The organism is Acidovorax sacchari (assembly GCF_042847045.1).
Classification (GTDB): Bacteria; Pseudomonadota; Gammaproteobacteria; order Burkholderiales; family Burkholderiaceae_C; genus Paracidovorax; species Paracidovorax sacchari.
In genome coordinates this window covers 3,288,393-3,300,928 of sequence record NZ_AP035783.1, presented here as the reverse complement: position 1 = coordinate 3,300,928, position 12,536 = coordinate 3,288,393, and the positions used below count along the sequence as shown (strand labels likewise).

Below are 12,536 nucleotides of genomic sequence, written 5' to 3'. Positions count from 1 at the left end.
CACAATCCGGCTTTCTTCCTGCCGGACCCAAGACTGCCGTGATCATCTACCACAACCCCTCGCACCGTCTCCACGCGCCGGTCCATGAGTTCTTCCGGGGCGAGCGCGTTCCCTGCTTCGAGAAGCCCGACCGCGCCGATTACGTGGAAGCCCGGCTGCGCCAGCAGGGTTACGCACTGCGCGCTCCGGACATGGACAGCCAGACCGTCCTGGCACGTGTGCACGCGCCGCGTTACCTGCGCTTCCTGCAGGAGGCGTGGCTGCAGTGGCTGTCGCTGGATGTCCGCAATGCCGGAGTGCAGCCGTTTCCTTCGGTGTGGCCAGTGCGTACGCTGCGTGACGATGTCGAGCCCGAAAACTTCGTCGCGCGGCTGGGCCTGTATTCCATGGACAACGGCTCGCCCCTGTCCGAAGGCACCTGGGCGGCAGCCAAGGCGGGCGCGGACGCGGCCGCGAGCGCAGCGGCCGCGGTGGCGGCAGGAGCGCGTGCCGCGTTCTGCTGCACCCGCCCGCCGGGCCACCACGCCGGGCCTGACTTCATGGGCGGTTATTGCTTTCTCAACAATGCGGCCGTGGCGGCCCAGTGGCTGCTCGATGCCGGCACTGCCCGCCGCGTGGCCGTGCTGGACGTGGACTACCACCACGGCAACGGCACGCAAAGCATTTTCTACGAACGCTCCGACGTGATGTGCATCAGCATCCATGGCGACCCGCGGACCGAATATCCGTTCTATCTGGGGCATGCCGACGAAACCGGCGCCGGCCCCGGCGCAGGCTTCAATTGCAACATCCCGCTGCCGGCGGGAACGGCCTTTCCCGACTGGTTCGCCGCGCTCGACCGGGCCTGCGCGCGTGTCGAGGAATGCGGGGCGCAGGCGCTGGTCGTGCCGCTGGGCCTCGACACGTTCGAGGGCGACCCCATCTCGCGGTTCACGCTGTCCTCGCCGGACTTCATCGAAGTGGGTGCCAGGCTCGCACGCCTCGGGCTGCCGACGGTCTTCGTGCTCGAAGGCGGATACGCGGCGGCAGAACTGGGCGTGAACGCGGTCAATGTGCTCCAGGGCTTCGAGCGCGTGGCGGCCGGTGCCGGAGTGGAAGGGCGGCCATGAGCGACGCGGTCGAATGCGTCGTCATCGGCGCGGGCGTGGTGGGGCTCGCGGTGGCCAGGGCGCTGGCCATGGAGGGCCGGGAAGTGCTCGTGCTGGAGGCCGCGGGGGCCATCGGCACCGGCACGAGTTCCCGCAACAGCGAAGTCATCCACGCGGGCATCTACTATCCACAGGGCTCGCTCAGGGCGCGGCTGTGTGTGCGGGGCAAGGAGCTCCTGTATGCCTACTGCGCGCAGCGCGGGGTACCGCATCGCCGGTGCGGCAAGCTCATCGTCGCCACCTCAGCCTCGCAACTCGCATCGCTGGATGGCATCGCGGCGCGCGCGCGTGCCAACGGTGTGTCCGATTTGCAGCGCCTCGGCCGTGACGAGGCCGTGGCGCTCGAGCCGGCCCTCGCGTGTGCCGGAGCGCTGCTGTCGCCCAGCACGGGCATCGTGGACAGCCATGCGCTCATGCTGGCGCTGCAGGGGGATCTGGAGCACGCTGGCGGCATCGTGGCACTCAACTCTGCTTTCTCCGCGGCGCAATGCGGGCCGGACGGCATCATGCTGCAGGCCGAAGACGGCACGAGGCTGCTTGCCCGGTGTGTCGTCAACGCGGCCGGCCTGCAGGCGCCGGCGGTGGCTCGCCGTTTCGCGGGCACGCCGTTCGACATGGTGCCTGCGGCCCACTACGCCAAGGGAAGTTACTTCTCGCTCTCCGGCCGCGCACCGTTTTCGCGGCTGGTCTATCCCGTGCCCGAGGCGGCAGGCCTGGGCGTGCACCTGACCCTCGATCTCGGAGGGCAGGCCAGGTTCGGCCCGGACGTGGAATGGGTCACGGACAGCGATGATCTCGCCGTGGATCCTGCCCGTGGCCAGGCGTTCTATGCCGAGGTGCGGAAATACTGGCCGTCCTTGCAGGACGGGGCGCTCCAGCCCGCTTACGCGGGCATGCGTCCAAAAATCCATGGGCCGCACGAGCCGGCCGCCGACTTCCTCATCCAGGGGCCCGCGGTGCATGGAGTGCCGGGGCTGGTGCATCTGTTCGGCATCGAGTCGCCCGGGCTCACCAGTTGCCTGGCGATCGCGGAATACGTCACGGCCGCTGCGCGCGGCTGAGGGCTCCGCGGCGGGCTTCGGTTTCATGCTTCATGGTGGCCGGTAATATGGGACATCCGCCTACAGCCGACCTGGGAGGGGCGGATTACCTTTGGGTTCTGCTATGAAAGGCTTGTTTATGACCTCTGCATCCGAAACCTTCTCCAATGCACAACAAGAACTGGAAAAGCTGGTCACCGATCTGCGCGGCCTGCTGTCCAACAAGGACCTGGACAGCGTTCCGGAAATCCGCCAGCTGCGCCGCCGGCTGGACGATGGCGTGAACACGGTGCGAGATTCCGCCGTCCGCGCGGCACAGGAGGCCGCCAGCCAGGCGAAGGAAGCAGCCCGCGTGGCGGACCGCTATGCGCACGACGAGCCCTGGCGCGTTGCCACGGCTGCACTGGCCGCAGGCGCCCTGGTCGGCTTCCTGCTTGCCCGGCGTTGAGCGGGGCAGGCGCTCGCCGCGTCGGGCGCCGCCATCTCTCTTTCCGGCTGGGCATACCAAACACCCAGCCTTTTCACTGCATTGAAAGGTCCTCATGAATTGGTTGGCGCTGCTGGGATTGGAAGGGTGGGTTGCGCGCGTGCGTGCAGCCACCATCGAAGGTGCCATCGCCGCCGAGGACCGCTGGGATCTGGCCCGCCTGGAATGGGCCGAGGAAAAGCGGCGGCTGGCCTGGATCGTGGTGCTCGTCGTGGCTGCTGCCGGTTTGACCGTGATCGCCCTCATCCTGTTGTCCCTGGCGATCATGGTGCATTTCTGGGATTCGCCGGACCGCGCCATGGTCGCGTGGATCGTGGCCGGCACCTGGCTGGCCCTGTGGGCAGTCACGCTGGTCAGCCTGGTGGCCACTGCCAAGCAGGCCGGCAACGCTTTCGCGCTCACGCGCCGCGAACTGCGCGAAGACTGGCGGCAGATCAAGGAAAGGCTGTAATCCCGATGTCCGCACCGCACGCATCCACCTCCGGCGAGACCGACTTCCGGCCCGCGCTCGGCGACCTGCACGCCACCCCGGAACAGCGCAAGATTCTCGAGCGCATCGCGCTGCAGCGCGAGCGGCTGCACAGCCGCCGTCTCGCGCACCAGCAGGCCGCGGCATTGCGCGCTCAGCAGGGGGCAGAAGGCGGTCCGAGGCCGCTGGATCCGGATGCTCCGCTCGCCGAGCGGGTCATCTGGTTCGCGCGGCAGCACCCGATCATGGTGGTGGCCGCCGCCGGTGCCGCTGCTGCCGTGGGCCCCAGCCGCATCATGCGCTGGGCGAGCGTGCTGATGCCCCTGATCATGAAAATGAAGCGCTGAACAGCAGCGCTGGCTCTTCCCCTACCTCGCTTGGTTCGCCGTTGAGGCCGCTCGCCGTGCGCACGGCCACTGCCGGACTGCTCCGGCTTTCCTTTCAGGCCGAGCGAGGCATGGCGCGCAGCGCCCTGGCGACCTGGGATACCAGGGCGGGGCCCCGGTAGATGAGGCCGGTGTAGATCTGCACCACGTCGGCGCCCGCGCGTATTTTCTCGACCGCGTCTTCGGCGCTGAGGATGCCACCCACTCCGATGATGGGAAAGTCCTTGCCCAATGCATGGCGCAACTGGCGGATGACGCGGTTGCTGGCTTCCCGCACCGGTGCCCCGCTGAGGCCGCCGGTTTCCTCCGCATGGCGCAGCCCCTTCACCGCATCACGCGCAATGGTGGTGTTGGTGGCGATGACGCCGTCCATGCCATGGCGCCGCAGCGTGGATGCGATGACGGCCACCTGCTCCTCTGCCAGATCGGGTGCGATCTTCACGAAGATGGGCACGCGGCGCATGCGCCCGGTGGCCTTCCCGGGCTGACTGGCCAGCGACTCCCGCCGCTCGGCGATGGCGCCCAGCAATCCGTCGAGGGCGGCGTCGCTCTGCAGTGCACGCAGGTTCTGGGTGTTGGGGGAGCTGATGTTGACCGTGACGTAGTCGGCGTGTGGATAGACCCCTTCCAGGCACAGCAGGTAGTCGCGCGTGGCGTCCTCGATCGGCGTGGTGGCGTTCTTTCCGATGTTGAGGCCCAGGAGCATCGGGCGGGTGCCGGGGCGGGTGTGGTGGTTCGATTGCCGCACGTTGTGCAGGAAGGCGTCCAGGCCTTCGTTGTTGAAGCCGAGGCGGTTGATGAGGGCGTTGGCTTCGGGCAGGCGGAACATGCGCGGCTTGGGGTTGCCGGGTTGCGCGCGCGGGGTGACGGTGCCCACTTCGACGAAGCCGAATCCCATGGCGCCCAGTGCGTCGATGCAGCGCGCGTTCTTGTCCAGGCCCGCGGCCATGCCCACGCGGTTGGGAAAGGTGAGGCCCGCGAGCTGGACGGGGTCGGAGACCTGCTCGCCGCTCCATGCCCACTGCAGTGGCGTGCGCTGGCCGCGTGCCAGCATGTCCATGGTGAGTTCGTGGGCGGCTTCGGCATCCATGCCGAAGAGGAACGGGCGGGTGAGGGCGTAGGGGATCAGGGACATGGGGATAATTCAGGGCTTCACTCCGATTCTCTCCCATGACCACTCCCGCACCCCTTTCCCAAGATGAACTCAAAGCCCTGGTGGGCCAGGCCGCGCTGAAGTACGTGGTGCCGGGCGACATCGTCGGCGTCGGTACCGGCTCGACGGTGAACCAGTTCATCCAGGCGCTGGGCCCGATGAAGGACCGCATCCGGGGTGCGGTATCGAGCTCCGAGGCCAGCACGCAGCGGCTGCGTGCGCTGGGCATTCCGGTCTTCGACGCCAACGAGGTGGAATCCCTGTCCGTCTATATCGATGGCGCGGACGAGATCGATCCGTGGGGCCACATGGTCAAGGGGGGCGGCGCTGCGCTGACCCGCGAAAAGATCGTGGCGGCCCTGGCCCGGCAGTTCGTGTGCATCGCCGATGCGTCCAAGCTGGTGGAGACGCTGGGCCGGTTTCCGCTTCCGGTCGAGGTGATTCCCATGGCAGCGCAGCAGATCGCGCGCCGGTTCGCCGCACGGGGTGGCCAGGCCGTATTGCGCCGGGGCGCGGACGGGCAGCCGCTGGTCACCGACAACCAGCAGCACATCCTCGATGTGACGGGGCTGTCGATCCAGGATCCGCTGGCGTTCGAGTCGGAAGTCAACCAGTGGCCCGGCGTGGTGACCGTGGGCGTCTTTGCCCATCAGAAGGCCCATGTGGCACTGATCGGTGCGCCGGAGGGCGTCCGGACGTTGACGTACTGAGACGGACAAGCCAGCGCGCTCGGCCCGTGCCGCAGCGTGCCGCCCGCTGGGGTCAGAACTGGATGCCGGCGGGGTTCGCGGGCGAAGGCGCAGGCGGCGCGGCTGGCCGCTGCGCCGGAGCGGGCGCTGCCGCAGGCGCCGCTGCGGGGGCCGGCGTGGCAGGCTTGGCGGTGACCAGGGGCGCTGCGGGGGGCCGCCGGTAGTTCGGGGGCAGCTGCGATTGCTTGGGATACCCCGCGGCATCGAGGTACTGTGTCCATTCCGTGTCGGAGAAACCGACGAGTTGCTGCGATCCGATGGTGGCGAAGGGCAGGGTGGTGGAGCCGCTCAGGCGCTGCAGGGCCTCTGCGTCCTCGTTGGTGTTCACGGTACGCTCGGTGAAGGGTACACCGCGGCCTGCCAGCAGATTGCGCGCGCTGGTGCAGGGGGCGCAGTCGTTGCCCGTGTAGAGCGTGACAGGAAAGCGGGAAGCGACCTGCTGCAATTCATAGGGCAGGCCGCCGGCAGCGTTTCCGGCAGGTTTGCCGTTCACCGTTGCCGGCCCGGTTTGCGCGTCCGGCGCCCGGTCGGAGAACGTCACCTTGCCGTCCGGGCCGACGATGCGATAGACGTTCTGGGCGGCCGCGGGCAGGGCGGCAGCCGCGCTGGCCAGGCACAGCGCAGCCAGGCGGGCTGCGGGGGGCAGGGAGTGCATGGGGGCGTGTCTCCTCGGGCGTGGGACGTTTCTGGCGTAGGGGGCAAGCGCTAGGGCGTCAGGCGGTCTGGGCCATGCCCTGGTGGCGCAGCAGGGCGTCCAGGGACGGTGCCCGGCCCCGGAAGGCCTTGAAGGACTCCATGGCCGGGCGGCTGCCGCCGACTTCCAGGATGGCCTGGCGGTAGCGTGTACCGGTTTCCGTGCTCGGCAGGCCGTCGGCTCCGGCCGTTTCCTCGAAAGCGGCATAGGCGTCGGCGCTCAGCACTTCCGCCCACTTGTAGCTGTAGTAGCCGGCCGCGTAGCCGCCCGCGAAGATGTGGCTGAAGGTGTGCGCGCTGCGGCTGAAGGCCGGCGGCTGCAGCACGGCGACTTCCTCGCGCACCTTGTCGAGCAGGGGCATGAAATCCTGCGAGGGATCGTGCTCGGTGTGCAGCAGCATGTCGAACAGCGCGAACTCGATCTGACGCAGCGTGGCCATGCCGCTCTGGAAGTTCTTGGCGGCCAGCATCTTGTCGAAAAGCGCGCGGGGCAGCGGGGCGCCGGTGTCCACGTGGGCGGTCATGTGCCGCAGCACGTCCCACTCCCAGCAGAAGTTCTCCATGAACTGGCTGGGCAGTTCCACCGCGTCCCACTCGACACCGCTGATGCCGGAAACGTCGCGCTCGTTCACCTGCGTGAGCATGTGGTGGAGGCCATGGCCGAACTCGTGGAAGAGGGTGATCACGTCATCGTGCGTGAGCAGCGGCGGCTTGCCGTCCACGCCCGCGGCGAAGTTGCAGACCAGGTGGGCGACAGGCGTCTGCAGCCGGCCGGTGTCCGGGCGCAGCCAGCGCGTGCGCACCCCGTCCATCCAGGCGCCGCCGCGCTTGCCGGTGCGGGCCGGCTGGTCCAGATAGAACTGGCCGACGAGTTCGGTGCCGCGCTCGATGCGGTAGAACTCCACGGCGGGATTCCAGACCGGGGCGGTGTCGCGCCGGATGGCCACGTCGAAGAGCGTCTCGACGATCTTGAAGAGGCCGGCCAGCACCTTCGGCGCGGTGAAGTACTGCTTTACCTCCTGCTCGCTGAAGGCGTAGCGCGCTTCCTTGAGTTTCTCGGAAATGTAGGGCCAGTCCCAGGACTGCGGGTCGGCGATGCCCAGTTGCTTCGCTGCGAAATCGCGCAGGTCGGCGACATCCTTTTCCGCGTAGGGTCTCGCGCGCCGGGCGAGGTCGCGCAGGAAGTCGATGACTTCCCGGGGCGAGTCCGCCATCTTGGCGACGACCGACACCTCGCCGAAATTCGCGTAGCCCAGCAGCCGGGCCTCTTCCTGGCGCAGGGCGAGGATTTCGCGGATGAGTGCAGAGTTGTCGAAGCGGCGGGCATCGCCCTCGGCCTGGTCCGATGCCCGGGTGACATAGGCACGGTACAGCGTTTCGCGCAATGCGCTGCTCTCGGCGAACTGCATCACGGGCAGGTAGCAGGGCATCTTGAGGGTGAGCTTGTAGCCTTCCCTGCCGTCCGCCTGGGCAGCCGCGAGAGCGGCCTGCCGTACGTCCTCGGGCAGCCCGGCAAGTTCATCCTCGCGGGCGTAGTAGGCGAAGGCGTCGGTGGCGTCGAGGGCGTTCTCGCTGAACTTCTGCGACAGTTCGGCCTGCCGCTCCTGGATCTGGGCGAAGCGCTCCTTGGCCTCGCCCTGCAGCTCGGCGCCGGAGAGCACGAAATTGCGTATGGCGTTCTTCCAGGCCTGGCGCTGTTCCGGATTGAGCGTGGCCGGGTCGATGGCCTTGTACTTCGCGTAGAGGCGCTCGTCGGCCCCCAGGCGCGTCCAGAACTCCGTCACACGCGGCAGGACCTCGTTGTATGCCGCGCGCAGTTCGGGTGTATCGGCAACGCTGTTCAAATGGCTGACGTCTCCCCACGCCCGGCCCAGCTCCTCGATCGCCACGTCCAGCACGCGCGAGATGGCCTCCCAGGTGGCGGGGAAGTCCGGGGCCGTGACGGTGTCCAGCGCGGTGTTCGCGCGCGAGAGCAGGGCGTCCATCGCGGGCGCCACGTCGGCGGGCGCGATACGGTCGAACAGCGGGAGGTCTTGGAAGTCGAGGAGTGGGTTGCTCATGCGCGTTCAGATGGCGGCGGGGACGATGGGTTCAAGCGGCTTGCGCAATCTCTTCGATAGCCTGGCTCGATGGCGCCGGTCAGCCGGCTGCGCGCTCGGCCGCTTCGAGGGTGTTCACGAGCAGCATCGTAATGGTCATGGGGCCGACCCCGCCGGGAACGGGGGTGATGTGACCCGCGACCTCGCGCACGCCTTCGAAGTCCACGTCGCCGCAGAGCTTGCCTTCGTCGTTGCGGTTCATGCCCACATCGATGACGACGGCGCCGGGCTTGACCATGTCGGCGGTCAGCACGTTGCGGCGGCCCACGGCGGCGACGATCACGTCGGCCTGCAGCGTCTGGGCCTTGAGGTCGGCGGTGCGGGAGTGGCACACGGTGACGGTGGCGTCCTTGGCCAGCAGCATCAGCGCCATGGGCTTGCCCACGATGTTGCTGCGGCCGATCACCACGGCGTGCTTGCCGCGCAGGTCGTAGCCGATGTGCTCCAGCATCTTCATGCAGCCATAGGGCGTGCAGGGCCAGAAGCCGGGCATGCCGGTCATCAGGGCACCGGCGCTGGCGATGTGGAAGCCGTCCACGTCCTTGGCGGGAGAGATGGCCTCGATGACCTTCTGGGCGTCGATGTGGGCCGGCAGGGGCAGCTGCACCAGGATGCCATGGATGGACGGGTCGTTGTTCAGCGCGTCCACGCGGGCCAGCAGTTCGGCCTCGGTCATCGCGGCGTCGTACTTCTCCAGCACCGAGTGCAGGCCGCTCTCCTCGCAGGCCTTGACCTTGTTGCGCACGTACACCTGGCTGGCAGGGTTGTCTCCGACCAGCACGACGGCCAGGCCCGGCGTGGTGCCGCGTTCCTTGAGCAGCGCGGCGCGGCGGGCCACGTCGGCACGGAGTTGTCGGGAAAGGGCGTTGCCGTCGATCAGTTGGGCGGTCATGGCGGAAGGGGACTTCAGTGCGTTCGATGCGAAAAAGGCCGCCGGCCCCGGTGGGTCGCCGGCTGGCAGGGGCGGCCGTTGCGAGAGGCGGTCAGGACTTCGGGGCGTTCTGGCCCAGGGCGATCTTGAGCAGGTCGGCCACGGTGTTGGCGTTCAGCTTTTCCATGATGTTGGCGCGGTGCGCTTCCACGGTCTTGATGCTGATGCCCAGGTCGTCGGCGATCTGCTTGTTGAGGCGGCCGGCGACGATGCGCTCGAGCACCTGCGCCTCGCGCCCGGTGAGCTTGGAGAGCAGGGCGTCGCGGCTGGCGGCCTGCTGGTGGCCGGCGAAGGACTCGCGGGCCCGGTCGAGCATGCGGTCCACGAGGCTGACGAGTTCGTCCTCGTTGAACGGCTTCTGGATGAAATCCAGCGCGCCCTTCTTCATCGTGTTGACGGCCATGGGCACGTCGCCGTGGCCGGTGATGAAGACGATGGGCAGGGGGGACTTGCGTTCGAGCAGGCGGTCCTGGAGTTCGAGCCCGGTCATGCCGCCCATGCGGATGTCCACGATCAGGCAGGCCACCTCGCGCGGGTCGTAGCGCGACAGGAAGGATTCGGCGGAGTCGAAGCAGCGGACGCGGTAGTCCTTGCCCTCCAGCAGCCATTGCAGCGAGTCGCGCACGGCCTCGTCGTCATCCACGACATAGACGGTACCTTTTTTGGGAGTCAAACTCATGCGGGAGTCCTTGGGATAGATGCTTTTGCTACAGAATTCGTAGTGTCATCCGTAGGCTGGGCCAGGGGAAGCCAGAAGGAGAATCGGCAGCCGGTAACCTCCGGGCCATTGTAGATGTTCTCCGCCTGCATCCGGCCCTGGTGCGATTCCACGATGCTGCGGCACAGGTTCAGGCCGATGCCCATGCCTTCCTGCTTGGTGGAGAAGAAGGCCTCGAAGAGGTGCTCCAGCACTTCCGGGGCCAGGCCCTTGCCGGTGTCCTGCACCGCGAATTCGATGCCGTCCTGGCTGTCCAGCGGGCGTGGCACCACGCGCAGTTCCACGCTGCGGCGGGCCGGAGGGCGCCCTGCCTGCTGGATGGATTCCGCGCCGTTCTTCATGAGGTTGATGAGCACCTGCTCGATCAGGATGGTGTCGGCCATCACGGGCGGCAGGCGCGCGGCCACGTAGTGGGTGAGGCGCACGTTGTGCCGGCGCAGCTCGATGTCCGCGAGCTCGACCGCTTCGCTGACCATGTGCTGCACGTCGGCGAGGGTGCGGTTGGGCTCGCTCTTCTTCACGAAGGCGCGGATGCGCTGGATGATCTGGCCCGCGCGCTGCGCCTGGTGCGCGGTCTTCTCCAGCGCGGAGAGCAGGGCGTCTTCCGTGATCTGCTGGCTCTTGATGCGCGAGACCATGCCGCTGCAATAGTTGCTGATGGCCGTGAGCGGCTGGTTCAATTCGTGCGCCACGCTGGAGGCCATCTCGCCCATGGTGATCAGCCGGCTCACGGACTGTGCGCGCTCGGCCTGGCGCGCGGCCTGCTCCTCGGCCTGGCGGCGCGGGGTGATGTCGGTGGCGATCACCATCTGTGCCAGGCGGCCGTCCACCCAGTTCAGGTAGCGGGAACGCACTTCCAGCCATTTGCCGAGGTCGGGCAGGTAGATCTCGGCGTTCTCCGAGCGCGCGTCGGTGAGCGTGTCGGTGGGCAGGCCCATGAGGGCATCCTCGTCGTCCATGCTGCCCGCGCTGGAGCTGCCGGCCGGCAGGACGCCCGCCTGGGCGACGAGCTGCAGGTGCCCGCCAGTCTGCGAGCCGAACCACTGGCGGTACAGCTTGTTCGCGAAGAGCAACTCCTCGCTGCCCAGGGGCGCGACGGAGACGGAAGCGTCCAGCGATTCCAGCACGATGGTGAAGCGCTCATGGGACGCCGTGAGCTGTTCGCGCACGCGGTTGGGCTCGGTGATGTCGGTCATCGAGGTCATCCAGCCGGTCTGCTGCCCGTGCGCGTCGATGAGCGGTGACACATACAGCCGCGCGTCGAACAGCGTGCCGTTCTTGCGCTTCACGCGCACCTGGAAGCCGCCGACCGTCTGCTTGCCGCTGAGCTCGTCGCGCAGCTTCGAATGCAGCACTTCGTGGTCGGCTTCCGGCCAGTAGGTGTAGGGCGGGGACTGGCCGATCAGCTCCTCCGCGTTCCAGCCGGTCATCTGGCAGAAGGCGGCGTTCACGTAGGTCATGCGGCCGTTCATGTCGAGCGCGCGCATGCCCGTGACCATGGAGTTTTCCATGGCGCGGCGGAAGTTGGTTTCGGCCACCAGCGCCTCCTGCGTGCGCAGGCGGCGGCGGGTGTGGCGCCAGTTGGCGATCAGCATCCAGGCCGTCATGGCGCTGAGCGTGCCAACGAGCCAGAAGAGCCCGCTGCCCACCACCCCCAGGGAGGTGCGGTAGGCCTGGGCGCGCAGCACGAGGCCATTGCCCACCGGGGACACGAACACCTCATATTGGTTGGCACGGGTGGCCCAGGGCTGCCAGGGCGAGGCGCGCCCGCGTTGCGGCAGCGGCGTTCCGGCCAGCAACTGGTCGCGGCCGTCGAGCATCGTGACCGCGTAGCGCGCGAGCACTTCGGTGGGCGTGCCGTAGCGCAGCAGGCTGTCCACGGAGTATTCGGCCAGCACCACGCCCGTGAACTTGCCCTGCGCCACCAGGGGCACCTGCAACTGCAGCAGGGGGGCGGCCTCACCCCTGCCCGGGTCGGCCAGCGGCTGCGCGTACACGGGCTGCTGCAGATCGCGCGCGATGCCGAAGGTGTCGGCCGTGTCGCCGTTGCGCAGCACCTCGCCTGCGACGCGCAACTGGCTGCTGGGCAGCGTGGGCGCCGCATGGCTGGCGCGGATGCGGCGGCGGTCGTCGATCCAGGTGATGGCCTGCAGCTCGGGGTACTGGCTGATCAGGCCTTCCGCCCGGGCGACGAAATCCGTGCGCTCCAAATCCTGGTTGGAGAGGTCGCGCGCGATGCGCATGATCTGTTCCTGGCGTTCCAGCAGGCGCAGGCGCACGCGCTGCTGCGCGTATTCGACGTCGCGGCGCAGGGCTTCCTGCTCGCGCTCGCCTTCTTCGGCGCGCAGGTACCAGAAGGCCGCCACGATCGCGGCGAGGAACATGAGCACGGCGGCCAGGGGCGCGAGGGCCGCGAGGCGGTCCTGGCGCGTGGGTGACAGGCTGCGCCACCAGGTGCGCCACCAGCGGGCCGGCGCGGTGACCACGAAAGGCTCTGCCGGGGCGGGGGGCGCGGGAGAAGGGCGGTCCATGCCGCGAGTGTAGGGGAGCGTCCGGGATCGCCCGATCAGGGTATGTGCAGGTGCAGCATTTTTTCACATTGTGGTGTTGGTGCGCGCCATTCGAAATGTCGCGAAAGTATGCGAAACTTCGCCGGATTTACC

12 protein-coding genes are annotated in these 12,536 nt (G+C 68.2%); 6 read left to right on the top strand and 6 right to left on the bottom strand.

Annotated features, from left to right (window positions below; translation table 11 throughout):
- The first annotated feature begins 38 nt into the window (after positions 1 to 38).
- The 5 genes from ACGHC0_RS14710 (at position 39) to ACGHC0_RS14690 (ending at position 3,491) form a co-directional block, all read left to right on the top strand.
- The gene (locus ACGHC0_RS14710; RefSeq protein ID WP_415265959.1) at positions 39 to 1,109 is read left to right on the top strand and encodes a histone deacetylase family protein; all 1,071 of its coding nucleotides are present in this window, start codon (positions 39 to 41) and stop codon (positions 1,107 to 1,109) included.
- On the top strand, positions 1,106 to 2,209 hold the full coding sequence (locus tag ACGHC0_RS14705; RefSeq protein ID WP_415265958.1) for an NAD(P)/FAD-dependent oxidoreductase: 1,104 nt from the start codon (positions 1,106 to 1,108) through the stop codon (positions 2,207 to 2,209). Before ACGHC0_RS14710 ends, ACGHC0_RS14705 begins: the two co-directional genes overlap by 4 nt.
- A 118-nt stretch (positions 2,210 to 2,327) precedes the next feature.
- Positions 2,328 to 2,636, top strand: a complete 309-nt coding sequence (locus tag ACGHC0_RS14700; protein WP_013595169.1) for a DUF883 family protein — start codon at positions 2,328 to 2,330, stop codon at positions 2,634 to 2,636.
- 94 nt (positions 2,637 to 2,730) lie between these two features.
- Positions 2,731 to 3,126 (top strand): phage holin family protein, encoded by a 396-nt coding sequence (locus ACGHC0_RS14695; protein ID WP_368351686.1) that lies wholly within the window; start codon positions 2,731 to 2,733, stop codon positions 3,124 to 3,126.
- A 5-nt stretch (positions 3,127 to 3,131) separates the two neighbouring features.
- The gene (locus ACGHC0_RS14690) at positions 3,132 to 3,491 is read left to right on the top strand and encodes a hypothetical protein (protein ID WP_368351685.1); all 360 of its coding nucleotides are present in this window, start codon (positions 3,132 to 3,134) and stop codon (positions 3,489 to 3,491) included.
- Between the two features lie 94 nt (positions 3,492 to 3,585).
- Here ACGHC0_RS14690 and ACGHC0_RS14685 read toward each other — a convergent pair whose 3' ends face one another.
- Positions 3,586 to 4,665, bottom strand: a complete 1,080-nt coding sequence (locus tag ACGHC0_RS14685; protein ID WP_368351684.1) for a quinone-dependent dihydroorotate dehydrogenase — start codon at positions 4,663 to 4,665, stop codon at positions 3,586 to 3,588.
- 35 nt (positions 4,666 to 4,700) lie between these two features.
- Here ACGHC0_RS14685 and rpiA point away from each other — a divergent pair, with 35 nt between their 5' ends.
- Positions 4,701 to 5,393, top strand: coding sequence for a ribose-5-phosphate isomerase RpiA (gene rpiA, locus ACGHC0_RS14680; RefSeq protein ID WP_415265957.1), 693 nt, complete (start codon positions 4,701 to 4,703; stop codon positions 5,391 to 5,393).
- 52 nt (positions 5,394 to 5,445) lie between these two features.
- On the opposite strand, the gene ACGHC0_RS14675 is transcribed toward rpiA, so the two are convergent.
- The 5 genes from ACGHC0_RS14675 to ACGHC0_RS14655 all read right to left on the bottom strand — a co-directional run bounded on the left by ACGHC0_RS14675 (position 5,446) and on the right by ACGHC0_RS14655 (position 12,404).
- The gene (locus tag ACGHC0_RS14675; RefSeq protein WP_415265956.1) at positions 5,446 to 6,087 is read right to left on the bottom strand and encodes a glutaredoxin family protein; all 642 of its coding nucleotides are present in this window, start codon (positions 6,085 to 6,087) and stop codon (positions 5,446 to 5,448) included.
- 58 nt (positions 6,088 to 6,145) lie between these two features.
- Entirely contained in the window at positions 6,146 to 8,185 is a 2,040-nt protein-coding gene (locus ACGHC0_RS14670) for a M3 family metallopeptidase (protein ID WP_415265955.1), read from the bottom strand.
- Between the two features lie 79 nt (positions 8,186 to 8,264).
- Positions 8,265 to 9,116, bottom strand: coding sequence for a bifunctional methylenetetrahydrofolate dehydrogenase/methenyltetrahydrofolate cyclohydrolase FolD (gene folD, locus ACGHC0_RS14665; protein WP_368351680.1), 852 nt, complete (start codon positions 9,114 to 9,116; stop codon positions 8,265 to 8,267).
- Between the two features lie 91 nt (positions 9,117 to 9,207).
- Positions 9,208 to 9,834, bottom strand: a complete 627-nt coding sequence (locus ACGHC0_RS14660) for a response regulator transcription factor (RefSeq protein ID WP_011795564.1) — start codon at positions 9,832 to 9,834, stop codon at positions 9,208 to 9,210.
- Complete coding sequence (locus ACGHC0_RS14655; RefSeq protein ID WP_107129667.1) at positions 9,831 to 12,404, bottom strand: PAS domain S-box protein; 2,574 nt, start codon at positions 12,402 to 12,404, stop codon at positions 9,831 to 9,833. Before ACGHC0_RS14655 ends, ACGHC0_RS14660 begins: the two co-directional genes overlap by 4 nt.
- Positions 12,405 to 12,536: the final 132 nt, after the last annotated feature.

Coding starts and splice junctions, on each gene's coding strand:
- ACGHC0_RS14705 (WP_415265958.1), top strand. CDS start 1,106: ATGAGCGACGCGGTCGAATGCGTCGTCATCGGCGCGGGCGTGGTGGGG.
- ACGHC0_RS14700 (WP_013595169.1), top strand. CDS start 2,328: ATGACCTCTGCATCCGAAACCTTCTCCAATGCACAACAAGAACTGGAA.
- ACGHC0_RS14695 (WP_368351686.1), top strand. CDS start 2,731: ATGAATTGGTTGGCGCTGCTGGGATTGGAAGGGTGGGTTGCGCGCGTG.
- ACGHC0_RS14690 (WP_368351685.1), top strand. CDS start 3,132: ATGTCCGCACCGCACGCATCCACCTCCGGCGAGACCGACTTCCGGCCC.
- ACGHC0_RS14685 (WP_368351684.1), bottom strand. CDS start 4,665: ATGTCCCTGATCCCCTACGCCCTCACCCGCCCGTTCCTCTTCGGCATG.
- rpiA (WP_415265957.1), top strand. CDS start 4,701: ATGACCACTCCCGCACCCCTTTCCCAAGATGAACTCAAAGCCCTGGTG.
- ACGHC0_RS14675 (WP_415265956.1), bottom strand. CDS start 6,087: ATGCACTCCCTGCCCCCCGCAGCCCGCCTGGCTGCGCTGTGCCTGGCC.
- ACGHC0_RS14670 (WP_415265955.1), bottom strand. CDS start 8,185: ATGAGCAACCCACTCCTCGACTTCCAAGACCTCCCGCTGTTCGACCGT.
- folD (WP_368351680.1), bottom strand. CDS start 9,116: ATGACCGCCCAACTGATCGACGGCAACGCCCTTTCCCGACAACTCCGT.
- ACGHC0_RS14660 (WP_011795564.1), bottom strand. CDS start 9,834: ATGAGTTTGACTCCCAAAAAAGGTACCGTCTATGTCGTGGATGACGAC.
- ACGHC0_RS14655 (WP_107129667.1), bottom strand. CDS start 12,404: ATGGACCGCCCTTCTCCCGCGCCCCCCGCCCCGGCAGAGCCTTTCGTG.